This window comes from Pantoea sp. (assembly GCF_039594315.1).
GTDB lineage: Bacteria > Pseudomonadota > Gammaproteobacteria > Enterobacterales > Enterobacteriaceae > Pantoea.
In genome coordinates this window covers 1-26800 of sequence record NZ_JBCNNP010000033.1, presented here as the reverse complement: position 1 = coordinate 26800, position 26800 = coordinate 1, and the positions used below count along the sequence as shown (strand labels likewise).

At 52.9% G+C, this 26800-nt stretch carries 24 protein-coding genes; 17 read left to right on the top strand and 7 right to left on the bottom strand.

Annotated features, from left to right (window positions below):
* Window positions 1-191 precede the first annotated feature (191 nt).
* Genes ABDW13_RS16665 through hisP form a run of 3 tightly spaced genes read left to right on the top strand, consistent with a single transcriptional unit; the run spans window position 192 to window position 2373 of the window.
* Complete coding sequence (locus ABDW13_RS16665; protein WP_343553666.1) at window positions 192-878, top strand: histidine ABC transporter permease HisQ; 687 nt, start codon at window positions 192-194, stop codon at window positions 876-878.
* On the top strand, window positions 875-1591 hold the full coding sequence (locus ABDW13_RS16660) for an ABC transporter permease (protein ID WP_343553665.1): 717 nt from the start codon (window positions 875-877) through the stop codon (window positions 1589-1591). The genes ABDW13_RS16665 and ABDW13_RS16660 overlap by 4 nt, the downstream gene beginning before the upstream one ends.
* Before the next feature lie 8 nt (window positions 1592-1599).
* A complete protein-coding gene (gene hisP / locus ABDW13_RS16655) occupies window positions 1600-2373 on the top strand; it encodes a histidine ABC transporter ATP-binding protein HisP (protein ID WP_343553664.1) in 774 nt (257 codons plus the stop codon).
* 131 nt (window positions 2374-2504) lie between these two features.
* On the opposite strand, the gene ABDW13_RS16650 is transcribed toward hisP, so the two are convergent.
* Window positions 2505-3452 carry a sugar-binding transcriptional regulator gene (locus tag ABDW13_RS16650; protein ID WP_343553663.1) on the bottom strand — a complete coding sequence of 316 codons (948 nt, stop codon included), beginning with the start codon at window positions 3450-3452 and terminating at the stop codon, window positions 2505-2507.
* 195 nt (window positions 3453-3647) lie between these two features.
* On the opposite strand from ABDW13_RS16650, the gene dalD reads away from it, so the two are divergent.
* From dalD to ABDW13_RS16635, 3 genes are read left to right on the top strand one after another with little or no spacing between them, the layout of a single operon-like run.
* Complete coding sequence (gene dalD / locus ABDW13_RS16645; RefSeq protein ID WP_343553662.1) at window positions 3648-5042, top strand: D-arabinitol 4-dehydrogenase; 1395 nt, start codon at window positions 3648-3650, stop codon at window positions 5040-5042.
* Window positions 5043-5052: 10 nt separating this feature from the next.
* A complete protein-coding gene (gene xylB, locus ABDW13_RS16640; protein ID WP_343553661.1) occupies window positions 5053-6522 on the top strand; it encodes a xylulokinase in 1470 nt (489 codons plus the stop codon).
* A 22-nt stretch (window positions 6523-6544) separates the two neighbouring features.
* Window positions 6545-7825 (top strand): MFS transporter, encoded by a 1281-nt coding sequence (locus tag ABDW13_RS16635; protein WP_343553660.1) that lies wholly within the window; start codon window positions 6545-6547, stop codon window positions 7823-7825.
* Window positions 7826-7861: 36 nt separating this feature from the next.
* Here the strand turns inward: ABDW13_RS16635 and ABDW13_RS16630 are convergent, their stop codons facing one another.
* Window positions 7862-8758: a TIGR01777 family oxidoreductase gene (locus ABDW13_RS16630; RefSeq protein ID WP_343553659.1), complete on the bottom strand. Its 897-nt coding sequence runs from the start codon at window positions 8756-8758 to the stop codon at window positions 7862-7864.
* Between the two features lie 203 nt (window positions 8759-8961).
* Between ABDW13_RS16630 and yfcF the strand changes: the two genes are divergently transcribed.
* Together yfcF and yfcD are read left to right on the top strand one after the other, a co-directional pair.
* The gene (yfcF, locus tag ABDW13_RS16625; protein WP_343553658.1) at window positions 8962-9603 is read left to right on the top strand and encodes a glutathione transferase; all 642 of its coding nucleotides are present in this window, start codon (window positions 8962-8964) and stop codon (window positions 9601-9603) included.
* A 111-nt stretch (window positions 9604-9714) separates the two neighbouring features.
* Entirely contained in the window at window positions 9715-10260 is a 546-nt protein-coding gene (yfcD, locus tag ABDW13_RS16620; RefSeq protein WP_343553657.1) for an NUDIX hydrolase YfcD, read from the top strand.
* Window positions 10261-10336: 76 nt separating this feature from the next.
* On the opposite strand, the gene ABDW13_RS16615 is transcribed toward yfcD, so the two are convergent.
* The 3 genes from ABDW13_RS16615 to ackA all read right to left on the bottom strand — a co-directional run bounded on the left by ABDW13_RS16615 (window position 10337) and on the right by ackA (window position 15140).
* Window positions 10337-11593 (bottom strand): 4-aminobutyrate--2-oxoglutarate transaminase, encoded by a 1257-nt coding sequence (locus tag ABDW13_RS16615; RefSeq protein ID WP_343553656.1) that lies wholly within the window; start codon window positions 11591-11593, stop codon window positions 10337-10339.
* A 125-nt stretch (window positions 11594-11718) separates the two neighbouring features.
* The gene (pta, locus tag ABDW13_RS16610; RefSeq protein WP_343553655.1) at window positions 11719-13863 is read right to left on the bottom strand and encodes a phosphate acetyltransferase; all 2145 of its coding nucleotides are present in this window, start codon (window positions 13861-13863) and stop codon (window positions 11719-11721) included.
* A gap of 74 nt (window positions 13864-13937) precedes the next feature.
* Entirely contained in the window at window positions 13938-15140 is a 1203-nt protein-coding gene (gene ackA / locus ABDW13_RS16605; protein WP_343553654.1) for an acetate kinase, read from the bottom strand.
* A gap of 336 nt (window positions 15141-15476) precedes the next feature.
* On the opposite strand from ackA, the gene yfbV reads away from it, so the two are divergent.
* From yfbV to ABDW13_RS16590, 3 genes are all read left to right on the top strand, one after another.
* Window positions 15477-15929 carry a terminus macrodomain insulation protein YfbV gene (gene yfbV, locus ABDW13_RS16600; protein ID WP_343553653.1) on the top strand — a complete coding sequence of 151 codons (453 nt, stop codon included), beginning with the start codon at window positions 15477-15479 and terminating at the stop codon, window positions 15927-15929.
* Window positions 15930-16080: 151 nt separating this feature from the next.
* A complete protein-coding gene (locus ABDW13_RS16595) occupies window positions 16081-16575 on the top strand; it encodes a YfbU family protein (protein ID WP_343553652.1) in 495 nt (164 codons plus the stop codon).
* A 14-nt stretch (window positions 16576-16589) separates the two neighbouring features.
* Entirely contained in the window at window positions 16590-17249 is a 660-nt protein-coding gene (locus ABDW13_RS16590) for a sugar phosphatase (RefSeq protein WP_343553651.1), read from the top strand.
* Between the two features lie 26 nt (window positions 17250-17275).
* On the opposite strand, the gene yfbR is transcribed toward ABDW13_RS16590, so the two are convergent.
* Both yfbR and ABDW13_RS16580 read right to left on the bottom strand, forming a co-directional pair.
* Window positions 17276-17875, bottom strand: a complete 600-nt coding sequence (gene yfbR, locus ABDW13_RS16585; protein ID WP_343553650.1) for a 5'-deoxynucleotidase — start codon at window positions 17873-17875, stop codon at window positions 17276-17278.
* 64 nt (window positions 17876-17939) lie between these two features.
* Window positions 17940-19157 (bottom strand): pyridoxal phosphate-dependent aminotransferase, encoded by a 1218-nt coding sequence (locus ABDW13_RS16580; protein WP_343553649.1) that lies wholly within the window; start codon window positions 19155-19157, stop codon window positions 17940-17942.
* 968 nt (window positions 19158-20125) lie between these two features.
* Between ABDW13_RS16580 and lrhA the strand changes: the two genes are divergently transcribed.
* From lrhA to nuoF, 6 genes are all read left to right on the top strand, one after another.
* Window positions 20126-21049: a transcriptional regulator LrhA gene (lrhA, locus tag ABDW13_RS16575; protein ID WP_007889314.1), complete on the top strand. Its 924-nt coding sequence runs from the start codon at window positions 20126-20128 to the stop codon at window positions 21047-21049.
* 660 nt (window positions 21050-21709) lie between these two features.
* Window positions 21710-22153: an NADH-quinone oxidoreductase subunit A gene (locus ABDW13_RS16570; protein ID WP_343553648.1), complete on the top strand. Its 444-nt coding sequence runs from the start codon at window positions 21710-21712 to the stop codon at window positions 22151-22153.
* Between the two features lie 15 nt (window positions 22154-22168).
* Entirely contained in the window at window positions 22169-22849 is a 681-nt protein-coding gene (locus tag ABDW13_RS16565; RefSeq protein ID WP_007889318.1) for an NADH-quinone oxidoreductase subunit B, read from the top strand.
* A gap of 116 nt (window positions 22850-22965) precedes the next feature.
* Window positions 22966-24765 carry an NADH-quinone oxidoreductase subunit C/D gene (gene nuoC / locus ABDW13_RS16560; protein WP_007889320.1) on the top strand — a complete coding sequence of 600 codons (1800 nt, stop codon included), beginning with the start codon at window positions 22966-22968 and terminating at the stop codon, window positions 24763-24765.
* Between the two features lie 2 nt (window positions 24766-24767).
* The gene (gene nuoE, locus ABDW13_RS16555; RefSeq protein WP_008105146.1) at window positions 24768-25283 is read left to right on the top strand and encodes an NADH-quinone oxidoreductase subunit NuoE; all 516 of its coding nucleotides are present in this window, start codon (window positions 24768-24770) and stop codon (window positions 25281-25283) included.
* 2 nt (window positions 25284-25285) lie between these two features.
* The gene (gene nuoF, locus ABDW13_RS16550) at window positions 25286-26626 is read left to right on the top strand and encodes an NADH-quinone oxidoreductase subunit NuoF (protein ID WP_343553684.1); all 1341 of its coding nucleotides are present in this window, start codon (window positions 25286-25288) and stop codon (window positions 26624-26626) included.
* The last annotated feature ends 174 nt before the right edge of the window (window positions 26627-26800 follow it).

The following is a 26800-nucleotide window of genomic DNA, read 5'->3' as shown; positions in this document are numbered from 1 at the left end:
GTTCTGTTCCTGATCGTGCTGTTTGAATTGCAGGAAGGTGGGTCATAAGTATTCACTCCGGGCGCTTACTTATGTAAACTGCCCGGCTTCATACGCTTGCCGCCATCCATCCTGCGATTCAAATCTCCTGGTTAGGACTGTCCGTCAGTTGGGCAGCGTTTGTTTTTTACCCTCACGACAGGATTGAACCCATGTTGTATGGCTATTCTGATGTAATCCTCAAGGGCACCCTTGTCACACTGGAGCTGGCGCTCAGCTCGGTGTTGCTGGCGGTGGTGCTCGGTTTAATTGGCGCTGGCGCCAAACTCTCCCGCAATCGCCTGCTGGCGATGATTTTTGAAGGCTACACTACGCTGATTCGCGGTGTGCCTGATTTAGTTCTCATGCTGCTGATCTTCTATGGTTTGCAGATCGCCCTGAATACCCTCACCGATGCACTTGGCCTGGCGCAGTTTGATATCGACCCAATGGTCGCCGGTATCATCACGCTCGGTTTCATCTACGGCGCTTACTTTACCGAAACCTTCCGCGGCGCGTTTCTGGCGGTGCCGAGAGGGCAGATCGAAGCGGCCACCGCCTTTGGATTCACCGGTTCGCAAACTTTCCGCCGTATTTTGTTCCCGGCGATGATGCGTTTTGCGCTGCCGGGCATCGGCAACAACTGGCAGGTAATTTTGAAAGCCACCGCGTTGGTATCGCTGCTTGGTCTGGAAGATGTGGTGAAAGCGACTCAGCTAGCCGGGAAAAGTACCTGGCAGCCGTTCTACTTCGCGATTGTCGCGGGAGTGATTTATTTGGTGTTTACCACGCTATCGAATGGCGTGCTGTGGTGGCTTGAACGCCGCTACACCGTAGGTGTGAAAAGGGCAGAGCTATGATCGAGATTATTCAGGAATATTGGAAACAACTGCTCTGGACCGACGGTTATCGTTTCACCGGCATCGCGATTACGCTGTGGTTATTGATTCTTTCCGTGGTGATTGGTGGTTCGCTGGCGGTACTGCTGGCGATTGCGCGCGTATCGTCAAATCGTTTTATCTCCACGCCGGTTTGGCTGTTCACCTATGTGTTTCGCGGCACGCCGCTGTATGTGCAGTTGCTGGTGTTTTACTCCGGCATGTACACGCTGGAAATCGTCAAAGGCACCGAACTGTTAAACGCCTTCTTCCGCAGCGGCCTGAATTGTACGCTGCTGGCGTTCACGCTTAACACCTGCGCCTACACCACCGAAATTTTTGCCGGTGCGATTCGTGCCGTGCCGCACGGTGAAATCGAGGCGGCGCGTGCTTATGGCTTCTCGCCGTTTAAGCTTTATCGCTGCATTATTTTGCCTTCGGCGCTGCGTACCGCGTTGCCGGCTTACAGTAACGAAGTCATTTTGATGCTGCACTCCACCGCGCTGGCGTTTACTGCCACGGTGCCGGATCTGCTGAAAATCGCGCGCGATATTAACTCGGCGACCTATCAGCCGTTTACCGCTTTTGGCATCGCTGCGGTGCTGTATCTGATTATCTCTTACGTGTTGATTAGCCTGTTCCGTAAAGCCGAACGTCGCTTCCTTGCGCACGTAAAACCTTCTTCATCGCATTGAGTATCACTATGGCCGACAATAAATTAAGCGTTACCGAACTGCACAAGCGTTACGGTGAACATGAAGTTCTGAAAGGCGTGTCACTGCAGGCGAATGCCGGCGATGTGATCAGCATTATTGGCTCGTCCGGTTCCGGGAAAAGTACTTTTCTGCGCTGCATTAACTTCCTCGAAAAACCGAGTGAAGGCACGATTAACGTCAACAATCAGCCGATCAATCTGGTGCGCGACACCGATGGCCAGCTGAAAGTCGCTAACAAAGAGCAGCTGCGTATGCTGCGCACGCGTCTGACCATGGTGTTCCAGCACTTCAATTTGTGGAGCCACATGACGGTGCTGGATAACGTCACCGAAGCGCCGATCCAGGTACTGGGCTTGAGTAAAGCCGAAGCGCGCGAGCGTGCGATTAAGTATCTGGATAAAGTGGGTATCGACGAGCGTGCGCGCGCCAAATATCCGGTGCATCTGTCTGGTGGTCAGCAGCAGCGTGTGTCGATTGCACGTGCGTTGGCGATGGAACCCGAAGTGCTGCTGTTTGATGAACCCACCTCTGCGCTCGATCCTGAATTGGTCGGAGAAGTACTGCGCATCATGCAGAAGCTGGCGGAAGAGGGCAAAACCATGGTGGTGGTAACGCACGAGATGGAGTTTGCTCGTCACGTCTCCAATCACGTGATTTTCCTGCATCAGGGGAAGATCGAGGAACAAGGCACGCCGGATGAGCTGTTCGGCAATCCAAAAAGCCCGCGCTTGCAGCAGTTCCTTAAAGGATCGTTGAAGTAATTTTAATCGGGATGGAGAGCGCTGTCTCCCATCCCGGCCTTCCCCCGCAAGCAGGGGAAGGAGTTGTTGGTGGCAGCATCTTCCTCTCCCATTTATGGGAGAGGACCGAGGTGAGGGACAGTGAGCACAATCTAATCTCTTAAAAGCTTCAGCGCCGTATTTTCATCAGTCACCAAACCCGCGACCCAACCGCCCTGTAGCGCAGCAAGAATTGCCGGGTATTTTCGTTCGCTACCGGCAAAACCAATAATCTGTCGCTGCGTCTGGCTTTCCAGTAATACGCTGGTCAGCAACTCATCGGTTTCACTCAACACACGCTCACCTTGCTGATTGAAAAAATGTCCAAGCATCTCACCGACGACACCGCGTGCGTTGAGATCGGCAACTTGTGCATCGGTAATAAAACCTTCGGCATGCAATGGACAGCCGGGCTGCACTTCGCCAATACCGACAAACGCCACATCGGCCTGCAATGCGCGCTGCGTCACGCGCTGATAAACCTGATGCTGAACCCACATCGCTTTATCAGCAGGCGTATCGGCATACAGCGGCGCGGGAATGAAGTAATACTTGCCCTGCATCTTCTCCGCCATTTTCAGCGGCACATCGTAGCGCGTACCTGAATCATCCCGTGCAATCGCGCCAATCATCGAGACGCATTGATGCTGAGGACGTTCAACCCACGGCAGCGCATCGATCATTGAGCGCAAAGTCTTACCGGAACCAATGCCGAATACCTGCGGCTGCTCTTCGTTGATGTATTGCGACATCACCGCCGCGCCTTCCACCGCCAGCATCTGCTGGATCGCCTCATCGTCGAGATTGGCCGATGGCACCACGCGGCACAGATTCAGACCAAACTTTTCTTCAATTTCGCGAGCCAGATGCAAGCAATGCGTAACTGGATGATCGATTTTGACGCTGACCATGCCCATTTCACGTGCGCTGGAAACCAAGCGCTGCGCCACCTGACGCGACAATCCCAATGCGCGCGCAATCTCTTGCTGTGTCACGCCCGCCACGTAATACATCCAGGCCGCACGTGCTGCCAGTTCTTGTTTTTTCTCTTCTCTGCTCATCACGCTGTTCCGCCAAAACCGGTGCGCCATGTTAGCGCGAGAACGTCGGAAAGTGTTAATTGAGCAAAAGCCCTAAAAAAGAGCAAAAGTATTAATTGTGAAGTTGCTCGCAGAATCATCGTCGCCGCACGCACTATGCTACACGTAATCGGGCAAATGCCCTTAATCGTGGCAAATGTTTATTTTGAGGCGACTATGACAAATCAATCAGTGTGGATGCACATCGGCGCAGGATCTTTTCATCGTGCTCATCAGGCGTGGTATCTGCATAAGTTGCGTGAGCAAGGTGACGATAGCTGGAGCATTGCGCTCGGCAACATCCGCAACGATGCGGTGCCGTTGCTCAATCAACTACAAGCACAAAACGGTGAATACGTGTTGGAAACCGTGACACCAGAAGGTGAGCGGGAATATGAAACCATTACTTCACTGCGCAAAATTCTGCCGTGGGATAGTGAGATTAGTGCCTTGGTCGAGCAGGGCGCGAAAGCTGAAACCCGGGTGATTGGTTTTACCGTGACCGAAGCGGGCTATTACTTGACGTCAGAACATCAACTCGACCTGACGCAACGTGACGTGCAGGCCGATATCAACGGTGATATCCGCACCCTTTATGGCGCGTTAGCGCGCATCCTGGCGCAACGTGTGGCAAACGGCGGCGAGCCTGTGACGTTGCTGAACTGCGACAATCTGCGTCATAACGGCGAACGCTTCCGCGACGGATTTCTGGCGTTTCTCGCCGCTAAAGGCGATCGCACGCTAGCGGATTGGGTGCGTGATCACACCACATCACCAAACACTATGGTCGATCGCATTACGCCACGCCCAACGCCAGATGTGGCAGAGCGGGTGAAGGCGGCTACCGGTAAAGATGATGGCGCGGCGGTGATGGCGGAATCCTTTATTCAATGGGTGATTGAGGATGACTTTATTGCTGGCCGCCCGGCGCTGGAGAAGGTGGGCGTCGAGTTGGTTGATTCGGTACTGCCGTGGGAAGAGGCGAAAATTCGCATCCTCAATGCTACACATGCAGCGATTGCCTGGGCCGGCACGCTGATTGGTCTCAATTACATTGACGACAGCACGCGCCAACCGGCGATTTATCAGCTGGCGTATGACTACGTGACGCAGGATGTGATGCCATCACTGTCGCCGAGCCCGCTGGATTTGGCCGACTATCGTGACGTGGTACTGGCGCGCTTTAGTAATCCTTACATCAAAGACACTAACCAGCGCGTCGGCGCGGATGGTTTATCAAAAATTCCCGGCATGGTGACGCCAACGCTGCGCGAATGCTATCAACGCGGTGCAGAACCTCATGCAACGGCGGTGCTGCCTGCGCTGTTCTTCCTGTTCCTGCTACGCTGGGCCAATGACCAATTGCCGTATCAATATCAGGATGGCGCGCTGCAAGCCGATGCTTTGCGCCAGCAGTTTGCCCGCGCCGATGCGTTGGAAGCGTTTCTTAGCGATAGCGCGCTGTTTGGTGAACTGGCGCAGGACAAAGCCTTCCATGCGCTGGTGACGCGTAGCGTGGCCGATTTGCAGCAATGGCTGAAGCAGCCCGAACGCACGCTGGCTGCGGTGTAAGGAGCGCATCATGTATCTCGGCATTGATATCGGCACCTCAGAACTGAAAGCACTGATCATTAACGCGCAGGGCGAAATTGTCGCCTCGAATCACGCCACGCTTACGGTACAGCGTCCACACGCCCATTGGGCGGAGCAAGATCCTGAGCGCTGGTGGCAAGCCTGCGGCGAGGTGATCGCTGCGCTACGTCAACAAGCGGCGTCCGCCTGGAGCGAAATTCGCGCCATCGGTTTGTCGGGGCAGATGCATGGCGCGGTGCTGCTGGATAAGCAAGGCAAGGTGCTGCGTCCGTGCATTTTGTGGAATGACACGCGCAGCGCGCCGCAGTGTGAAGCATTGAGTCAGCAATATCCGCAGATGATGCAGATCAGCGGCAACATGATCATGCCGGGTTTCACCGCGCCGAAACTGCGCTGGGTGGCGGAACAGGAACCCGCCATTTTCCAGCAAATCGACAAAGTGTTGCTGCCGAAAGACTATCTGCGCTGGCGTTTAACCAGGCGTTTTGTCAGTGAACCGTCGGATGCGGCGGGTACGCTGTGGCTTGATGTGGCTCAGCGCGATTGGTCTGACGAACTGCTGGCGATCACCGGGCTGACGCGCGATCAGATGCCGGAACTGGTGGAGGGCAGTGCGATCAGTGCCACGCTGCACGCCGATCTCGCTAGCGAGTGGGGCTTATCGGCATCGGTGTGTGTCGCGGGCGGCGGCGGCGACAATGCCGCTTCGGCGGTGGGCGTTGGCGCGGTAAATCCTGGCGATGCGTTTATTTCGCTCGGCACTTCCGGCGTGATTTTCGTGGTTAACGACCGCTTACTGGCCGATCCGCAATCTGGCGTGCATGCGTTTTGCCATGCGTTGCCAGGCCGCTGGCATCAGATGAGCGTGATGCTCAGCGCCGCCAGTTGTTTGCGCTGGCTGTGTAATCTGCTGTCGGTGACCGAAAGCCAACTGATGGAAGAGATGGCGCAACTCAGTGATGAACAACGCCGCCGCGCACCGGTGTTCCTGCCTTATCTTTCTGGCGAACGCACGCCGCACAACGATCCTGATGCCTCCGGTTCCTTCTTCAACCTGCGCCACGAAACGCCGCGCGCGCTGTTGGGTTACGCGGTAATCGAAGGCGTGACGTTTGGTCTTGCCGATGGCTTCGCGGTGCTGGGCGATGCGCAGCGCCAAATTCAGCAATGCAGTCTGACCGGCGGCGGGGCGCGCAGCACCTTGTGGGCGCAATTGATCGCCGATGTGCTGCAACTGCCGATCGTCACCCATCCCGCCAGCGCTTCGGGCGCATTGGGCGCCGCACGTCTGGCGTGGCTGGCCGCTGGCGGCATGGAGAGCGAAGTGTGCCTGAAACCGCCGGTGCAGGCGCGCTATTTGCCCGATGCCGCGCGTGGCAAAGTGCTGCAACAGCGGTTGCATCTGTTCCGCACGCTCTATGCACAACAACAGCAAGCGCGTGCGCTGCTGCCTGAATAATTCCAAACAGAGGATGAATGAGATGCAATCGAATGATTACTGGTTTGGCTTGCCGAAAAAAATGTTCTGGGGCTTTCTCGCCATCGCCATTTTCATGGCCGGTGATGGCTTCGAAATGGCGTTCCTGTCGCGCCACATCACCGATATGGGTTTCACTCCGGCACAGTCGGCGGTGGTGTTTACCTTTTATGGCTTAGCGGCGGCATTAGCGGCGTGGGCATCGGGTGTGGTGGCGGAACTGATTACGCCGCAGCGCGCGATGATGATTGGTTTCGTGCTGTGGATAGTGATGCACACGCTGTTTATGTCGCTGGGCTTGGGCATGCGCAACTATCCGCTAATGGTACTGTTCTACGGTATTCGCGGGCTGGCCTATCCGCTGTTTATCTACTCGTTCATGATGATGCTGGTGCAAGTGCTGCCGCGTGAAAAACTGGCTGCTGCGACCGGTTGGTTCTGGGCGATGTATTCCGTCGGTATCGGCGTGGTCGGCAGCTATTTGCCAAGTCTGACTATCCCAATGCTCGGCGAAACCGGTACTTTGTGGCTGGCGATCATTTGGGTGGCATGCGGCGGTGTGTTGGCGTATTTCAGCTTGCGCAATGTGCCGGTGGATCGTTCTCGCGTGAATCTGCCGCTGCGCGATAAAATGACCGAGATGTCGCGTGCCGTCACCATTCTCTTTACTAATCAACACGTGTTCTACGCTTGCCTGATTCGCATCATCAATACGCTGTCACTGTTTGGTTTTGCCATCATCATGCCGCTGCTGTTTGTTGATCGCCTCGGCTTTAGTATTTCCGAATGGCTGCAAATTTGGGCGGTGTTCTTCTTCGTCACCATTTTCACCAATATTTTCTGGGGTATCACCGGCGAAAAATTGGGTTGGATTCGTCAGGTGCGTTGGTTTGGTTGCCTTGGTATGGCGATCTCCAGCCTGGCGTTTTACTACCTGCCGCTTTATGCCGGACATAATTTCTGGGTGGCGCTGATTCCGGCGGTGATGTTGGGGATTTTTGTCGCGGCGTTCGTGCCAATGACCGCGGTATTCCCAACGTTGGAGCCGCATCACAAAGGCGCAGCGGTATCGATTTACAATCTGTCGGCCGGGTTAAGTAACTTTGTCGCACCGGCGATTGCTTCTGTACTGTTGCCGTTCTTCGATATCGTCGGCGTGGTGTGGGCGTATACCGCGCTGTATGTGTTTGCCGGCGTGTTGACCTTTATCATTCGCGTGCCGCAGCCGGGGCACACGCATCTGCCTGCGGCAGTAAAATCACGGGTGGCGCAGCAGCGAAGTTAAGTGATAGCCGGGCGCCATTAATGGCGCCCTCTACGCTTAGCTGGCGACATCCTGCAACGCTTCCTGCAAATCGTACCAGCGGAAACCAAAGCCTGATTCCTCTAAGCGCTTCGGCAATACATGTTGTCCACCCAACACCAACACCGCCGATTCACCCATCATCAATTTAATCGCGCTAGCAGGCGTGCGCATAAAGGCCGGGCGATGCATCACGTGGCCCAATGTGGCGGCAAACTGCTCGTTGCGGACCGCATAAGGCGCGACCATATTGAACGGCCCACGCAGTTCTGAGTGATCGATCAGCCACAAAATGGCGTTAACCAGATCATCGACATGAATCCACGGCAAATACTGTTTGCCGCTGCCAATGGGCCCGCCCACGCCGAGTTTGAACGGCAGCTTCATTTTCGCCAGCGCGCCACCTTCTTTGGCTAACACCACGCCGGTGCGCAGCAAGCAGACGCGCGTGCGATCGCTTTGCGCGGTCAACGCCAGCTGCTCCCAACGCGCGCACAGCGCATGGGTAAACTCATCGTGACCCGGATCGTCTTCGGTTAATACCAAATCGCCGGTATCGCCATAAAAGCCAGTGGCTGAACCGGAGATTAAAAATTGCGGGGGTTGGGAGCTAGCATGAATCAGCGATACCAGTTGTTCGGTGATTTGCCAGCGGCTTTCACACAGCCGCTGCTTTTGTTGTTCGGTCCAGCGTTTATCGGCAATCGGTTCGCCCGCTAAATTGATCACACCATCAATGCCATTCAAATCGGTCTGCTGATTAATGCCAGACCAGAGCGCCACGCTGGCATCGAGTTTGTCGCGTGCCGCAGCGACATCGCGCGTTACTACGCTGATTTTATGTCCCAGCAGCAATAAGCGCGGGATCAGATGGCGACCAATCAGGCCGGTGCCGCCGGTGATAAGCAAGTGCATGTTGAGCCTCCTTGTAATTTTTTATCCGCTCAGATTCAGCATAGAAGAGAAGCGTGCGCGCAGCGTGATTGGCCTTACGCTTATGAATAAAAAGGTGCAGTCAGCGTTGGACTTAGTGATCAAAGATCCGACCAGCGCACCATTGCCTTAATAATTAAAAATCGGTAAACATGATGCACACCTGACGTTTACCCGAGGCGCCAATGAATTATCCAACCATTACCTTGTGGTCCGATGCTTCCTTCTTCAGTCCTTACGCCATGTCGGTGTATGTTGCGCTGACCGAAAAGGGTATTCCCTTCACCCTTAAACGCGTGGATTTGTCGCAGAACGCGCAGTGGGAAGATGAATATCGTGCGCTGTCTCTCACCTGCCGCGTGCCAACGCTGCAAATTGAGGACGTGGTCTTGGCGGAATCTTCCGCTATTGCCGAATATTTGGAAGAGCGTTTTCCCGCGCCCGAGTTTGAACGACTCTATCCGCGCGATCGTGAAAAGCGTGCCCACGCGCGTGAAGTGCAGGCGTGGCTGCGCAGTGACTTGATGGCGCTGCGATCGGAACGACCGACCGAAGTGCTGTTTGCCGGTGAACGCTTTGCACCTTTGACGGCGGCAGGTGAACAAGCGGCCAACAAGCTGATTGCCGCTGTGCAGCGTTTGTTGCCGGATGGGCAGCAAAATCTGTTTGGCGAATGGTCGATTGCCGATACCGATTTGGCGGTGATGATCAACCGTTTAGCGCTGCACGGCGATGCGTTACCGGTGAAGTTGCAGCACTATGCTGAGTTCCAGTGGCAGCGTGCATCGGTGCAATTGTGGTTAGCCGAATCGGGCAAAACACGCTAAGCACGATGCGCCTTGCGATGGCGAAAAGAACGCTTTACCTTACCGACAATTCTAATAAAGCATGGCAAACAGGCGCGTGCTGGGCACGCCGAAAACAGAAAAGGGTTACGGATGGTGGATCAAACGGCAGGTGACGGTATCGAATGGGTTGATATCGTTAACGAAGAGAACGAAGTCATTGCGCAGGCCAGCCGTGCGCAGATGCGTGCGCAATGTCTGCGTCATCGCGCTACATACATTGTGGTGCACGATGGCATGGGCAAAATTCTGGTGCAGCGTCGTACTGAAATTAAAGACTTCATGCCGGGCATGCTTGATGCCACAGCCGGTGGCGTGGTGCAGAGCGGTGAAGACCTGCTTGAATCCGCACGTCGTGAAGCGGAAGAGGAACTCGGTATCGCTGCCGTTCCGTTCGCTGAGCACGGCCAGTTCTACTTTGAAGATCAGCATTGTCGCGTTTGGGGCGGGCTGTTCAGCTGCGTCTCACATGGCCCGTTTGCGATGCAGGAAGAAGAAGTGGATGAGATTTTCTGGATGACGCCGGAAGAAATTACCGCGCGTTGTGATGAGTTCACTGATGATTCATTGAAAGCGTTGTCGCTGTGGCTGAGCCGCAATAGTGATGCGGCACGCCGTAAACAGAGCAACGAAGCGTAATCTCGCTGTTGCGCATGAATGCGCGCCCTGTGAATTTGTAGGGGCGCCATTCATGGCGACCAAACTATCGCTAACGTTAATGCTCGCGCAGGATGCGCGTTAGTAAGTCCAAAGCCGCATCAAACTGCGCATCAGGAATGGTTAGCGGATAGAGGAAACGAATCACGTTGCCGTATACGCCGCAGGTCAGCAGAATCAATCCTTGTTCCAGCGCTTGCTGTTGAATGACCTTGGCAATCTCCGCCGACGGTTTTCCCGCCGTATCATTGAATTCTGCCGCGATCATCGAACCGTAGCCGCGCACGTCGACCAACGATTGACAATCTGCACGCTGTAACGCCGCTTTTAATCTGCTGCCCAACTGGTTTGCGCGCTCGCATAACGATTCTTCTTCGATGATATGCAGAACCGCCAACGCCGCAGCAATCGCCGGTGGACTGCCGGCATACGTGCCGCCAAGCCCGCCCGGTTCTGGTGCATCCATCACTTCCGCGCGTCCAGAAACCGCCGAGAGCGGGAAGCCGCCCGCCAGACTTTTCGCCATGGTGATCAGATCGGGCTGCACTGCATAGTATTCGCTGGCGAACAGTTTGCCGGTGCGCGCAAAGCCGGTTTGGATTTCATCGGCGATCAGCAAAATGCCGTGACGATCGCACAACTCACGCAGCGCAACGACAAACTCCGGCGGCGCGCTATAAAAGCCGCCTTCGCCTTGAACCGGTTCGAAGATGATTGCCGCAACTTGCTGTGGGCTGATATCGCTGCGGAAAATGGCTTCCAGACTTTCCAGCGCAGTAGCCACGCTCACGCCATGCAAGATGTTGGGATAGCGCGCATGGAATACCGGGCTGGCAAACGGCCCGAAACCGGTTTTGTATGGCACCACTTTGCCGGTAAGCGACATCGTCATGTTGGTGCGACCATGAAATGCGCCGGTAAAGGCGATAATACCGGGACGACCGGTAGCGGCACGCGCGATTTTCACCGCGTTTTCTACCGCTTCTGCGCCGCTGGAGAAAAAGGTGGTTTTCACGGCACCAGCAATCGGCACCAACGCATTCAGGCGCTCGGCGAGTTGAATGTAGTTTTCATATGGAATGATTTGAAATGCGGTATGGGTGAAGCATTCAAGCTGTTGCTGCACCGCTGCCATCACTTTGGCATGACGATGTCCGGTATTCAGCACCGCAATTCCTGCGGCAAAATCGGTGTAAGCGCGACCCGTTTGATCCCACACGGTGGCGTTTTCGGCTTTGACGGCATAGAAATCACACATTACCCCGACGCCGCGCGGCGTGGCCTGCAAACGGCGGCTGTGTACATCACTGTTCATAATAAACCTCGCAATTGGCCGGAAACTTCAATCAGTGTTAGCGTTGTGCAGGGTTTATGCCAGTGAAATGCCGGGCAAAAAAAAGCATGCACCGAAGTGCATGCTTTTTTATCAGCGGGGGAAGGTTAGCCTTCAGCCTGCTGTGACTGAATCGCCGTCAATGCGATGGTGTAGACAATGTCATCCACTAATGCGCCACGTGACAAATCGTTCACCGGCTTACGCATGCCTTGCAGCATTGGTCCGATGGAGATCAGGTCAGCAGAACGCTGTACCGCTTTGTACGTGGTGTTACCGGTGTTGAGATCCGGGAAGATAAACACGGTAGCGCGACCAGCAACCGCCGAGTTTGGCGCTTTGGACTTAGCCACATCTTCCATAATCGCCGCATCGTATTGCAGTGGGCCATCGATCACCAGATCAGGACGTTTTTCCTGCGCGATGCGCGTGGCTTCACGTACTTTTTCAACGTCGCTACCGGCACCGGAATTACCGGTTGAGTAGGAGATCATCGCAACGCGTGGATCGATACCGAATGCTTTCGCTGAATCCGCCGACTGAATGGCGATCTCGGCCAACTGCTCTGGATTTGGATCTGGGTTGATGGCGCAGTCGCCATAGACCAGTACTTGCTCAGGCAACAGCATGAAGAACACTGATGAAACCAGCGAACTGTTTGGCGCGGTTTTGATCAGCTGCAACGGTGGACGAATGGTGTTGGCGGTGGTGTGAACTGCACCTGAAACCAGGCCATCCACTTCGCCGCTTTCCAACATCATAGTGCCGAGTACCACGTTGTCTTCCAGTTGCTCCTGCGCGACCACTTCGGTCATGCCTTTGCTCTTACGCAGTTCGACTAAACGCGGCACGTAGTTTTCACGCACCACTTCTGGATCGACAATCACAATGCCTTTGCCCAGCTCAACACCTTGCGCTGCGGCGACGCGTTGAATCTCTTCTGGATTACCCAACAGCACACAAGTCGCGATGCCGCGTTCGGCACAAATCGCTGCCGCTTTCACGGTACGTGGCTCGTCGCCTTCTGGCAGCACGATGCGTTTGCCCGCTTTGCGCGCCAGCTCGGTCAACTGATAACGGAATGCTGGCGGCGACAGACGACGGCTGCGTTCCGACGTCGCGGTAAGCGATTCAACCCAATCTTCATTAATGAAGCTAGCAACGTATTCCTGCACTTTCTCGATACGCTGGGTATCATCAGTTGGGACTTCGAGGTTGAAGCTTTGCAGGCTGAGCGAAGTCTGCCAGGTGTTGGTTTTCACCATGAACACCGGCAAGCCAGTCTGGAAGGCACGTTCACACAGACGGGCGATTGGCGCTTCAATCTGATAGCCGCCGGTCAGCAATACCGCACCAATTTCAACGCCATTCATCGCCGCCAGACAAGCAGCAACTAACACATCTGGGCGATCCGCTGAGGTCACCAACAGTGAACCTGGACGGAAATGCTCCAGCATGTGCGGAATACTGCGCGCACAGAAGGTGACGGATTTCACGCGGCGCGTCTGGATTTCGCCTTCGTTGATAATCTCCGCATTCAGGTGGCGGCACATATCGATGGCGCGCGTGGCGATCAGATCAAAACTCCACGGCACGCAACCCAACACCGGCAGCGGGCTGTTAGCAAACAGCTGCTTAGGATCGATGTTCGCGATGCTGGCTTTGGTGGAGTCATCGAAAATCTCTGACAGATCCGGACGCGTGCGGCCTTGCTCATCCACTGGGGCATTCAGTTTGTTGATGATCACGCCAGTAATGTTTTTATTCTTGCTGCCGCCAAAGCTGCTTTGCGTCAGTTCGATACGCTCTTTCAGTTGCGCCGGGGAATCGTTGCCCAGCGACATCACAAACACGATTTCCGCGTTCAGGGTTTTCGCGATTTCGTAGTTCAGCGCAGAGGCGAACTGGTGTTTACGCGTCGGCACTAAGCCTTCTACCAGCACCACTTCGGCATCTTGCGTATTGGCATGGTAATTGGCGATGATCTCTTCCATCAGCACATCTTGCTGATTTGAACCCAGCAAGGATTCAACGCGCGTCATCTGCAGCGGTTCAGCGGCAGGGATCGCGGAGCTTTTACGGATGATGCTGGTGGTTTGGTCTGGTGCATCGCCGCCCGCACGTGGCTGGGCAATCGGCTTGAATACGCTCAGACGCACGCCTTTGCGCTCCATGGCACGGATCACGCCGAGGCTGACGCTGGTCAAGCCGACGCTAGTGCCGGTAGGAATGAGCATAATTGTACGTGACACGATAGAAACCTCTCAGGTGTTGCAGACTGTCTAAAACAACTCCGTCAGCCTAAGCTGACGGAGAGAAGTGTGTTTTATGCGGTGAGACGTGCGGCGTCTTGAGCAATTACCAACTCTTCGTTGGTTGGGATCACCACGGCCGGGCGAGTGCCTTCATTGTTGATGAAGCCAGCTTTGCCGAAGCGTGCTGCCAGGTTGCGTTCGTGATCGACATCGAAGCCCAGCAGGCCCAATTTCGCCAATGCCAGTTCACGAACCATCGCGGCGTTTTCACCAATACCGCCGGTGAACACTACGGCATCCAGACGGCCTTCCATCAGTGCAGTGTAGCTGCCGATGTATTTCGCCAGACGATGGCAGAATACGTCCATTGCGCGTTTGGCATCTTCTTTGGTGGCGTAGTTGTCTTCAACGTAACGGCAATCGCTGGTGACTTCAGTCAGACCCAACAAACCAGACTCTTTGGTCAGCAGCTTGTTAATCGCATCCACGCTCATGCCTAAGGTGTCATGCAGGAAGAAGACGATAGCAGGATCGATATCACCGCTGCGCGTACCCATCACCAAACCTTCCAGCGGCGTAAGACCCATTGAGGTATCAACACACAGGCCGTTACGAATGGCTGAAACTGAACCACCGTTGCCGAGGTGGCAAGTAATGATGTTCAGTTCATTAACCGGCTTGTTGAGCATTTTGGCGGCTTCTTGCGTCACATAGTAGTGACTGGTGCCGTGTGCGCCGTAGCGACGAACGCCGTGCTCTTTGTACAGTTTGTACGGCAGCGCATAAAGATACGACTCTTCCGGCATTGTCTGATGGAATGCCGTATCAAAAACAGCCACATTTTTATCGGAAAGGTGTGGGAAGTTTTTCAGCGCTTCATCAATACCGATCAAATGCGCCGGATTGTGCAGCGGTGCAAAGGAAGACGCATCTTTAATGCCCTGAATGACAGATTCGTCGATAACCACTGATTTTGTCAGCTGCTCGCCACCGTGAACGATGCGATGACCAATTGCAGCGATTTGTGCCGAAAGCTCTGGTTTTTGTGCCAGAATAGTTTTAACCATGAAGTTCAGTGCTTCGCTGTGTGCGGCACCCGCGCCAAGCTGAGCTTCTTGTTTGCTGCCGTCCAGTTTCCACTTAATGCGAGCTTCCGGTAAATGGAAGCATTCAGCCAAACCGGACAGGTATTCGTCGCCGGTAACAGGGTTAAGGATGGCAAACTTAAGTGAAGAACTGCCGCAGTTCAGAACCAGAACTAACTTCGTCGACATGGAAGTACCTATTGTTAAATAGTGGCTAAAAATAACGCAATCAGACTAACAGCGTAGCCCATGAAAGCTGGTAGGTTAATGACAAACATCATGCGCTAGTCAAAAATTTCGTGACGCGCAAAAAATTTTGGTAATTTTACGCTTATTTTTGATAAGCGCTTAGCGAAACATGGCTCTAACCGCTCTTTTATTGAGCTGAAGCTTCCGGTAATGTTGCTAAAACGGCGTCAGAATACTCATTGTCACCCGCAAAGACAAAAAGTTTTGAAGGATGTCACGTAAAGTTGTGTAGTTATCGGTTTATTTTAAATATTGCAGATTTAGTTGAGGTCTATCATGGCGAATGACACAGACAATCCCGGCTGGTTCGGTTTATTCCAGCGCGGACAGCGGTACATGAAGACCTGGCCTGCGGACAAACGCCTGGCGCCGGTGTTTCCGGAAAATCGCGTGGTGAATGCGACGCGTTTTGCCATTCGTTTTATGCCACCGCTGGCGATTTTCACCTTAACGTGGCAGATCGCCATGGGTGGACAACTCGGCCCGGCGATTGCGACAGCGCTGTTTGCCTGCAGCTTGCCGATGCAAGGATTGTGGTGGTTGGGTAAACGCTCAGTGACTCCTTTGCCGCCAACGCTGCTGCAATGGTTTCATGAAGTGCGCACTAAGTTGGAAGAAGCGGGACAAGCCATTGCGCCGGTTGATGGCAAGCCAACGTATCAGGCGCTGGCCGATGTGCTAAAGCGCGCCTTTAAGCAGCTTGATCGCACCTTCCTCGACGATCTTTGATCCGCTGACGCTTTTACCTGCCAGAGAATTTGCGCCAAATCCCGGTTCAAATCAAAGAAAAGTGGTGCTGACGTACACGCATCACTTTCCTTGTGTAATCATTTCCTCATTGTTTAAATCTTAAGCGGCCTTGCTGGCCCAGGAGCAAACCATGGAAATGACCCACGCACAACGACTGATCCTCTCCAATCAATACAAAATGATGGCGATGCTGGAGCCTGATAATGCCGAGCGTTATCGCCGCTATCAAACCATTATTGAACGTGGTTATGGCTTACAGTTGCGCGAACTGGACAAAGAGTTTGGTGAGCTTTCTGAAGCCACCTGCCGCCAGCTGATCGACATTATGGAAATGCATCATGCATTGCATGTTTCCTGGTCGAATCTGAAAGATTCAAGCGCGATTGATGAGCGCCGTTTGGCGTTCCTTGGCTTTGATGCGGCGACCGAAGCGCGTTATCTCGGCTATGTGCGCTTTATGGTGAATATTGAAGGGCGCTATACCCATTTCGATTCCGGCACGCACGGCTTTAATGCACAAACGCCAATGTGGGAAAAATACCAACGTATGCTGACGGTGTGGCAAACTTGTCCGCGTCAGTATCATCTCAGCGCGAATGAGATTGCGCAGATTATTAATGCCTGAATAAGGAGCGACGTGTGAAGTACAGGGGTTTTCTGTTTGATTTAGATGGCACACTGGTTGATTCATTGCCGGTAGTGATTCGTTCATGGTCACTGTGGGGCGAGCGTCACGGTTTGTCGGCGGAAGAGGTCCTGCACTATATCCACGGAAAGCCAGCGATTAATTCGTTACGTCACTTTATGGCTGGCCAATCGGAAGAGGCCATTCAGGCAGAGTTTCTGTGGCTGGAAAAATTAGAAGCGGAAGATACCGAGGGCGTACAGGCGATTCCCGGTGCGTTAGCTTTGTTGAGCACCTTGAATGAACTGCAAATTCCATGGGGAATTGTCACTTCAGGTTCGATTCCAGTGGCACATGCACGCCATAAAGCGGCTTATCTGCCGATGCCGAAAGTGTTTATTACTGCGGAAAACATCCAACAAGGTAAACCCAATCCAGAACCTTATCTACTTGGTGCGGAGCGTTTGGGTTTAGCCGCAACGCAATGCGTGGTGGTTGAAGATGCGCCAGCGGGAATCATCGCCGGTTTAGACGCTGGCAGCGCAGTGGTGGCGATTAATGCGCCGGATGATGCCGCGCGTTTGGGTGAAGTCACATTCCGCGTCTCAACGCTTGAGCCGTTGAAGGTAATAAAAGAGGCAAGTGGCGAGTTTACGCTGTCGCTGAATGCATAAAACGGCGGGCCTGCGTGGCCCGTTTTTTACAAAGGCGTATCTTGCGAGATTTCATCCAGCGACAGGTTGAAGCTGGGAATAAACACCTCAACAAAATAATCCATCTCTGGCGATCGACGTTGTGCCAGCGTTTTCTCCAGACGCGCTTTAGCCAGCAAAAACTCGTTGTTTCCCGCGGATAACTCTTCCAGACATTTAACGTACGCACACAGCGCATCAGCCTGTTTCACTACCGCTTGTTCACTTTCGCTATGCAAATGCTCATCGATCAATGGGCGGTAAGCGTCCTGCAATTCTGGCGGCAGCATATCAATCAGCTTCTGCTGCGCAATCTTCTCAATCTTCTTATATTCGTGCGCGATCTGTGCGTTGTAATACTTCACTGGCGTGGGCAAATCACCGGTCAATACTTCACTGGCATCGTGATACAGCGCTAGCATGGCAATGCGTTCAGCGTTCAGATTGCCGTTAAACTTTTTGTTTTTGATGATAGCGAGGGCATGCGCGACCATCGCCACCTGCAAGCTATGTTCAGAGACGTTTTCGGTGCGCACATTGCGCATCAGCGGCCAGCGGTTGATCAGTTTGAGGCGAGAGAGATGGGCGAAAAAATGGCTACGAGTCATGGATGATTCCTGTTCGCACAACGGGGATGTTTCCCCGAAATGCGAACAGTATACTCATTGAGGTTTACTGGCGGTACCCTTGCAGGAAACGACCAAACTTGCTGACGGCCATTTCCAAATCATCTACGCGTGGCAGGGTTACGATGCGCACGTGATCCGGCCAAGGCCAGTTAAATGCGGTGCCTTGAACCAGCAGAACTTTTTCCTGTAACAGGAAATCCAACACCATTTTCTGGTCGTCAAAGATATTGAATTTCTTGGCATCAATACGCGGGAACATGTAAAGCGCGCCTTGCGGCTTCACGCAGCTCACACCAGGGATATCGTTGATCAATTCCCACGCGCGCTGACGCTGCTCGTACAAACGGCCACCCGGTGCGATGAACTCGCTGATGCTTTGATAGCCGCCGAGCGCAGTTTGGATCGCATGCTGAGCTGGAACGTTGGCGCACAGACGCATCGACGCCAGCATTTCTAAGCCTTCAATATAGCCTTTGGCGTGCTTTTTCGGGCCGTTCAACACCATCCAGCCTTGACGGAAGCCCGCCACGCGATAGGTTTTGGACAAACCGTTAAAGGTCACTGTCAGCAAATCGGGGGCCAACGCGGCGATAGAATGATGCTGCGCTTCGTCGTACAAAATCTTGTCGTAGATTTCATCGGCGAAAATAATCAGGTTGTGCTGGCGAGCAATTTCAACAACTTCTAACAGTAACTCTTTGCTGTAAACCGCACCCGTTGGATTGTTCGGGTTGATAATCACAATGCCACGCGTACGCGGGGTGATTTTGCTGCGAATATCATCCAGGTCTGGGAACCAACCGGCTTCCTCATCGCACAGATAATGCACGGCTTTTCCGCTCGACAGTGACACCGCCGCTGTCCACAGTGGGTAATCCGGCGCGGGCACCAGCATTTCGTCGCCACTGTTCAGTAAGGCTTGCATCGCCTGCACGATCAGTTCCGAAACACCGTTGCCTATATAGATGTCTTCAACCGTAACATCGCGCATGTCACGCGCTTGATAGTGTTGCATGATCGCTTTACGCGCAGAATACAGTCCTTTTGAATCACAATATCCCTGCGAGCTTGGCAAGTTACGAATCACATCAACCAGGATTTCGTCAGGCGCTTCAAATCCAAACGGGGCTGGATTGCCAATGTTGAGTTTGAGAACTTTATTGCCTTCTTCTTCGAGACGTTTTGCTTCTTTCAGTACCGGGCCGCGGATGTCATAACAGACATTTTCCAGCTTGCCGGATTTATCAATTTGAAAATTCATCATTACCGCCTTAATGGGCAGAGTCCTTTAACCTGCCTCGAAAATCAAACTTGCCCAATTTACTCTTCTCACCTCAACAAAAGAAGGGCAGCGCTGCGTTTTGGCGCGTTCAGCAATGTTTCAATCTTCAGGTAGCGTAAAACTGATTAAACATGAAAGAGTCTGGTTCATTAATCCAGTAAACTGATAAACTTCGGTATTAAAAACTGATGCGTTGCGTTTGGGGTGTAAATTGCTGCTTGCACGGGTCAAAGTCATTATTCAGCAATTATTAAGTCATAATTGGCCTAAAAAGAGATTAGCGACCTAACGAAACAGTTAAATAAAATTTGTTTAATGGGTGAAAATCGCACTGCAAAGGTTAAGCAGTGGTTGGCGTCACCTAATAGAGTTCATTCTCATTCGATTTTCAATCGCAGGATTAAGCACCATTAACGGCGCTAACTCAGTGTAAAACGCAGGTTAAATAGCATTTAGGCTGTAACTTTAACGTAAGCACTTAAGTTTCAGAACCTAGAGGGCTTAAAAATCGAGCGGCATTATGGCAGGATGGCGTTGAAAAGGTTTTTGGTCAAAAATTGCGATGTTTTGAACAAAAACATTTCCATTTAAAGCGTAAAAATGATTAAGTATAATTTATTATTTGATGCACTTTATCGCTTCGCATCTGCATAACATGATGTTATCTCTTTTTGACCCGCAGGGATTTTACGCGGGACACATAGACAACTACGCAGCTTCCAGCACCTGTACGACATACGTCTTCGGCCCAGAAGTTCTGCTGTCTATAATGACGCCGCTGCTCTGATCTCAGAGTGGTGCGATCGTCGGCATCCGCCTGACACAATTTTTTCATGGCAGCCTTTACACCGGGCTGTCATTAAGCACCATTACCTCTTATCTCTTTGATAAGTCAGGTAATACACCAGGGTAGTAGTTTTAAAAAATCTTATAAGTGAAGAAAAAACATGACTAATGCAAATCGTCCGATACTGAATCTCGACCTCGATCTGCTGCGTACCTTTGTTGCCGTTGCCGATCTGAATACCTTTGCAGCCGCTGCTGCTGCGGTGTGCAGGACGCAATCAGCAGTGAGCCAGCAGATGCAACGTCTGGAACAATTGGTAGGTAAAGAGCTGTTTGCCAGACATGGACGTAATAAATTGCTGACGGAGCATGGCATTCAACTGCTGGGTTACGCCAGGAAAATCCTTCGTTTTAACGACGAAGCTTGCACTTCTTTAATGTACAGCAACATTCAGGGCGTTCTAACCATCGGCGCTTCTGATGATACCTCCGATACCATTCTGCCGTTCCTGCTTAATCGCGTGACGTCAGTTTATCCGAAGCTGGCCATTGATGTTCGTGTTAAGCGCAACCCGTTCATGATGGAAATGCTGAATCAAGGTGAAGTTGATCTGGTTGTGACCACGTCCAGCCCGGGCAATTTCACGCATCAGGTACTTCGTACTTCACCAACGTTATGGTATTGCGCGGCGGATTACATCTTCCAACGCGGTGAAGCCATTCCATTGGTGCTGTTGGATGAACCAAGCCCATATCGCGATATGGCGATTGATCACCTCAACGAAGCAGGCATTCCGTGGCGCATCTCGTATGTGGCTTCGACGCTGGCTGCGGTGCGTGCTGCGGTTAAAGCTGGACTGGGCGTTACTGCGCGTCCTGTTGAGATGATGAGCCCAGAATTACGTGTGATGGGAGCGGCTGAAGGTTTGCCGGTGCTGCCGGATACGCAGTATTTGCTGTGCCGTAATCCAGACAGTGACAATGAGCTGGCGCTGGCAATTTTCAATGCCATGCAGTCAACCAACGATCCTTACAATCTGAGTGCTAATCCAGACGGCACATTGCTGCTGGACGACGAAGAGTAAGCAGAACAATAGCCGGTAATTCCTCGCAAATGGAATGCCGGTGAATTGTTAAAACTTATACAAATGAGCCTTAGCGTGGTGATTACCGGCTAGGGCTTTTTTTATGCGCTTTTTCTGACGCTTTTTAGCATGATTTGCATAAAATGATTTTCCACTCTTTTTGAAAAATGAAATGTGTTCCATTTTTATTCAAGATGGAATGATTTTATCAATTCGTGCCATCTTTTCACGCGCATTCCTCCATCACTATCGCCGTTTTTTGCAGCATAAAACCCAGTTATGTGCTCTAGATCAAAAAAATACCCCTGATAAGGGGGGGGAATCTCGGTTGAGACCTGTCAAAATATGATTGTTAAATGCACGATCCACGCATGTGAATACCCGCTACACTAAAATTAACCTCACAAACTGAAGCGATTTAGCTGGCGCTGCGGGGCTTGAATGTTAATAATATGATGCAGGTGTAAAATAATGTTTGGATACTTTTGTCAAAGTTGACAAAAGGTTATAGAAAGGAGTAAAAACCCCTATAAAATTGCTGCTTTAATGCTAATGACAGCAAAGTTTATAAGGTTTTTTATCCTTCCCTTGAATCGATGTGGTGAGTTTGCTGCAACAGTGCAGGATGCCATTACCACTTTTGATGAGTAAGCAAAGAGTATGTCGACAACTACAGAAGTGATCGCTCATCACTGGGCATTTATTGTTTTTATCGTTATTGCATTTGGCCTGTGCGCCTTTATGTTGACCGGTGGCTGGTTGTTAGGTGGTCGTGCACGAGCACGACACAAAGACACTCCGTTCGAATCGGGTATTGAGTCTGTTGGTGACACTCATATTCGCCTCTCTGCAAAATTCTATCTGGTTGCGATGTTCTTCGTCATTTTCGACGTCGAAGCCCTCTATTTATACGCATGGTCGACATCTATCCGCGAAAGCGGCTGGGTCGGCTTTGTCGAAGCCGCAATTTTCATTTTGGTGCTCTTGGCAGGCCTGGTTTATCTGGTGCGCATTGGTGCGCTGGATTGGGCTCCTGCGCGTCGTCGCGTAGTAGTTAAATCCGCCCCGGTCAGTCACAGCCACACCAACCCTCATAAGCAGTAAAAGCGAGGCAATAAGATGGACTACACGCTGACACGCGTAGACCCGAACGGAGGCGGCGATAACGATCGTTATCCTCTGCAAAAACAGGAAATTGTTACCGATCCGTTAGAACAGCACGTTCACCGCAGCGTCTACATGGGCAAGCTCGAGCATGCCCTGCATGACATGGTGAACTGGGGGCGTAAAAATTCGCTCTGGCCGTACAACTTCGGCCTTTCCTGCTGTTACGTGGAAATGACCACATCGTTCACCGCGGTGCATGACGTTGCGCGTTTTGGTGCAGAAGTTATGCGCGCCTCGCCACGCCAGGCTGACTTCATGGTGATTGCCGGTACGCCATTTACCAAAATGGCGCCGGTTATTCAGCGTTTGTACGATCAAATGCTGGAGCCGAAGTGGGTGATTTCGATGGGCGCGTGCGCTAACTCAGGTGGCATGTACGACATCTACTCAGTGGTGCAGGGCGTGGATAAATTCCTGCCGGTTGACGTTTACATTCCAGGCTGCCCGCCACGTCCAGAAGCGTACATGCAAGCTTTGCTGCTGCTGCGCGAATCGATTGGCAAAGAGCGTCGCCCATTGTCTTGGGTGGTTGGCGATCAAGGTGTTTACCGCGCCAACATGCAGCCAGAGCGTGAAAGAAAACGTGGTGAGCGTATTGCCGTCACGAACCTGAGAACGCCAGACGAAGTGTAAGCTTCCCGTTCACGGATGGAGCCACGGCCGCAGCAGAACACCACAATTTAATGTGCGCCGCCATCCTGACGCCTTCTTTTGAGTGCCTGATTACAGGCCGGAATGGTGAGTAACGTATGACTGATTTAACCACGCAAGATCTCGCACAGCCTTCATGGCAAACCCGCGATCACCTGGATGATCCAGTGGTCGGCGAGCTGCGTAACCGTTTTGGGCCGGATGCCTTTACCGTTCAGGCCACCCGCACCGGGATTCCGGTCGTTTGGGTGAAGCGTGAACAGCTATTGGAAATCGTTGAGTTCCTGCGCAAGCTGCCAAAACCGTATGTCATGTTGTATGACTTACACGGTTTTGATGAGCGTTTACGCACCAACCGCGCCGGTTTACCCGCCGCGGATTTTTCCGTTTTCTACCACCTGCTTTCCATTGAACGCAATCGCGACATCATGTTGAAAGTCGCGCTGTCTGAAAACGATCTGAATGTTCCAACCATCACCAAAATTTTCGCCAATGCCAACTGGTATGAGCGCGAAACCTGGGAGATGTTTGGCATCACCTTTAATGGTCATCCGCACCTGACGCGCATCATGATGCCGCAGACGTGGGAAGGCCATCCGCTGCGTAAAGATTATCCTGCGCGTGCGACCGAATTCGATCCGTTCGAGCTGACCAAGCAGAAAGAAGATCTGGAAATGGAGGCGCTGACCTTTAAGCCTGAAGATTGGGGCATGAAGCGCAGCACCACTAACGAAGATTTCATGTTCCTCAACCTCGGTCCAAACCACCCTTCTGCGCACGGTGCCTTCCGCATCATTTTGCAGTTGGATGGTGAAGAGATCGTCGATTGCGTTCCCGATGTGGGTTATCACCATCGTGGCGCTGAGAAGATGGGCGAGCGTCAATCCTGGCACAGCTACATTCCGTACACCGACCGCATCGAGTACCTCGGCGGCTGCGTTAACGAAATGCCTTATGTGCTGGCGGTAGAAAAACTGGCGGGCATCACCGTGCCGGATCGCGTTAACGTGATTCGCGTAATGCTCTCCGAGTTGTTCCGCATCAACAGCCATCTGCTCTACATCTCAACGTTCATTCAGGACGTGGGTGCCATGACGCCAGTGTTCTTCGCCTTTACCGATCGTCAGAAAATTTATGACGTAGTTGAAGCGATCACGGGTTTCCGTATGCACCCAGCGTGGTTCCGCATTGGCGGCGTTGCGCATGACCTGCCAAAAGGCTGGGAACGTCTGCTGCGTGATTTCCTCGATTGGATGCCTAAACGTCTGAAAGAGTATGACAAAGCCGCGCTGCGCAATACCGTGTTGATGGGCCGTTCACAAGGCGTTGCGGCTTATAACATGGACGAAGCGCTGGCGTGGGGCACCACCGGCGCAGGTCTGCGTGCCACCGGTTTAGATTTTGACGTGCGTAAATGGCGTCCGTATTCAGGCTACGAAAACTTCGATTTCGAAATCCCAGTTGGCGCAGGCATCAGCGATGCATACACCCGCGTGCAACTGAAAATGGAAGAGATGTGGCAGTCACTGCGCATTCTGGAACAGTGCCTGAACAACATGCCTGAAGGCCCGTTCAAAGCGGATCATCCGCTGACAACGCCGCCGCCGAAAGAGCGCACGCTGCAACATATTGAAACCCTGATCACCCACTTCTTGCAGGTTTCGTGGGGCCCGGTGATGCCGGCTAACGAATCCTTCCAGATGATTGAGGCGACCAAAGGGATCAACAGTTACTACCTGACCAGCGATGGCAGCACCATGAGCTACCGCACCCGCGTGCGTACGCCGAGCTTCCCGCATCTGCAGCAGATTCCTTCGGTAATCCGCGGCAGCCTGGTATCCGACTTGATCGTTTACCTCGGTAGTATCGATTTTGTTATGTCAGACGTGGACCGCTAATTATGCACGATCAAAAAATTGCTATTCACACCATCGACCCAACTGAGGTCTTTGTGCTGAGCGAGGCCGAGCACCACGCTATCGAACACGAAAAGCACCACTATGAAGATGCGCGCGCCGCTTCGATTGAAGCGTTGAAGATCGTGCAGAAACAGCGTGGTTGGGTGCCGGATGGCGCGATCAACGCCATTGCCGATGTGCTTGGTATTCCTGCCAGCGATGTTGAAGGTGTGGCGACTTTCTATAGTCAGATCTACCGCACGCCGGTTGGCCGTCACGTAATTCGTTACTGTGACAGCGTGGTGTGTCACATCACCGGTTATCAGGGCATCCAGGATGCGCTGGAGCAGAAGCTCAACATCAAACCGGGTCAAACCACTGCCGATGGCCGTTTTACCTTGCTGCCAACCTGCTGTTTAGGTAACTGCGATAAAGGCCCAACCATGATGGTGGATGAAGATACCCACGTTCATCTGACGCCAGAAGGCATCGCCAACTTGCTGGAGCAGTATCAATGACCATTAAACAGATCATTCGTGCTGCCGAAACCCATCCACTGACCTGGCGTTTGCGCGACGACAAGCAGCCGGTGTGGATTGATGAATATCGCAGCAAAAACGGCTACGTCGGTGCGCAAAAAGCATTGAAAGAGTTCAGCCAGGACGAGATCGTCGCGGCGGTCAAAGACTCCGGTCTGAAAGGCCGTGGTGGTGCAGGCTTTAACACTGGCCTGAAATGGAGCCTGATGCCGAAAGACGAATCCATGAACATCCGTTACCTACTGTGTAACGCTGATGAAATGGAGCCGGGCACTTACAAAGACCGCTTGTTGATGGAGCAATTGCCGCACCAATTGGTGGAAGGCATGCTGATCAGTGCATTCGCATTGAAAGCCTATCGTGGCTACATCTTCCTGCGTGGCGAGTACATCGAAGCGGCAGTTAATTTGCGTCGCGCGATTGCCGAAGCTACCGAAGCCGGTTTCCTCGGCAAAAATATTCTCGGTACCGGTTTCGATTTTGAACTGATTGTTCACACCGGTGCGGGCCGCTACATCTGCGGTGAAGAAACCGCCCTGATTAACTCACTGGAAGGCCGTCGCGCCAACCCACGTTCCAAGCCGCCATTCCCGGCGAGCGCGGGCGTATGGGGCAAGCCAACCTGCGTCAACAACGTGGAAACGCTGTCGAACGTACCGGCTATCTTCCTGAACGGTGTTGATTGGTACAAAAACATCTCTACCAGCGAAGACACTGGCACCAAGATGATGGGCTTTTCCGGCCGCGTGAAAAATCCTGGTGTGTGGGAGTTGCCGTTTGGTACTACCGCACGTGAAATTCTTGAGGATTATGCCGGTGGCATGCGCGATGGCTTGAAATTCAAAGCCTGGCAGCCAGGCGGTGCAGGCACCGACTTCCTGACCGATCAGCACCTCGATCTGCCGATGGAATTTGCCAGTATTGGTAAAGCCGGTAGCCGTTTAGGTACGGCGTTGGCAATGGCGGTCGATCACGAGATCAACATGGTTTCACTGGTGCGTAATCTGGAAGAGTTCTTTGCGCGTGAATCCTGCGGTTGGTGTACGCCATGCCGCGATGGCTTGCCGTGGAGCGTAAAGATCCTGCGTGCGCTGGAGCAGAAGAAAGGCCAGCCGGGTGACATCGAAACCCTGCAGCAACTTTGCCGCCAGCTCGGTCCAGGTAAAACCTTCTGTGCCCATGCACCGGGCGCGGTTGAGCCATTGCAGAGCGCGATCAAATATTTCCGTGAAGAGTTTGAAGCTGGCATTGCGCCGCAGGTATTTGGCAATACCCGAGCCATCGGCGGTATTCAGCCGAACCTGCTGAAAGCGCGCTGGTAATCAGCCGTCGTACACGGAACTCACCCTGAGCCGAAAAGCTTGGGGGAAAGAATTAGATGTTTAACGCTCGTCTTAGGGCGAGCCTTACGGAAGCATGTTCACTATGGCTACAATCCATGTAGACGGTAAAGAATATGATGTGAACGGAGCGGACAACCTGCTACAGGCGTGTCT

Coding starts and splice junctions, on each gene's coding strand:
- nuoC (WP_007889320.1), top strand. CDS start 22,966: ATGACTGATTTAACCACGCAAGATCTCGCACAGCCTTCATGGCAAACC.
- ABDW13_RS16635 (WP_343553660.1), top strand. CDS start 6,545: ATGCAATCGAATGATTACTGGTTTGGCTTGCCGAAAAAAATGTTCTGG.
- yfbR (WP_343553650.1), bottom strand. CDS start 17,875: ATGACTCGTAGCCATTTTTTCGCCCATCTCTCTCGCCTCAAACTGATC.
- nuoE (WP_008105146.1), top strand. CDS start 24,768: ATGCACGATCAAAAAATTGCTATTCACACCATCGACCCAACTGAGGTC.
- yfbV (WP_343553653.1), top strand. CDS start 15,477: ATGGCGAATGACACAGACAATCCCGGCTGGTTCGGTTTATTCCAGCGC.
- ABDW13_RS16630 (WP_343553659.1), bottom strand. CDS start 8,758: ATGCACTTGCTTATCACCGGCGGCACCGGCCTGATTGGTCGCCATCTG.
- ABDW13_RS16665 (WP_343553666.1), top strand. CDS start 192: ATGTTGTATGGCTATTCTGATGTAATCCTCAAGGGCACCCTTGTCACA.
- ABDW13_RS16650 (WP_343553663.1), bottom strand. CDS start 3,452: ATGAGCAGAGAAGAGAAAAAACAAGAACTGGCAGCACGTGCGGCCTGG.
- ABDW13_RS16595 (WP_343553652.1), top strand. CDS start 16,081: ATGGAAATGACCCACGCACAACGACTGATCCTCTCCAATCAATACAAA.
- ABDW13_RS16565 (WP_007889318.1), top strand. CDS start 22,169: ATGGACTACACGCTGACACGCGTAGACCCGAACGGAGGCGGCGATAAC.
- yfcD (WP_343553657.1), top strand. CDS start 9,715: ATGGTGGATCAAACGGCAGGTGACGGTATCGAATGGGTTGATATCGTT.
- ABDW13_RS16580 (WP_343553649.1), bottom strand. CDS start 19,157: ATGAATTTTCAAATTGATAAATCCGGCAAGCTGGAAAATGTCTGTTAT.
- yfcF (WP_343553658.1), top strand. CDS start 8,962: ATGAATTATCCAACCATTACCTTGTGGTCCGATGCTTCCTTCTTCAGT.
- ABDW13_RS16660 (WP_343553665.1), top strand. CDS start 875: ATGATCGAGATTATTCAGGAATATTGGAAACAACTGCTCTGGACCGAC.
- dalD (WP_343553662.1), top strand. CDS start 3,648: ATGACAAATCAATCAGTGTGGATGCACATCGGCGCAGGATCTTTTCAT.
- xylB (WP_343553661.1), top strand. CDS start 5,053: ATGTATCTCGGCATTGATATCGGCACCTCAGAACTGAAAGCACTGATC.
- ABDW13_RS16615 (WP_343553656.1), bottom strand. CDS start 11,593: ATGAACAGTGATGTACACAGCCGCCGTTTGCAGGCCACGCCGCGCGGC.
- ABDW13_RS16570 (WP_343553648.1), top strand. CDS start 21,710: ATGTCGACAACTACAGAAGTGATCGCTCATCACTGGGCATTTATTGTT.
- lrhA (WP_007889314.1), top strand. CDS start 20,126: ATGACTAATGCAAATCGTCCGATACTGAATCTCGACCTCGATCTGCTG.
- ackA (WP_343553654.1), bottom strand. CDS start 15,140: ATGTCGACGAAGTTAGTTCTGGTTCTGAACTGCGGCAGTTCTTCACTT.
- hisP (WP_343553664.1), top strand. CDS start 1,600: ATGGCCGACAATAAATTAAGCGTTACCGAACTGCACAAGCGTTACGGT.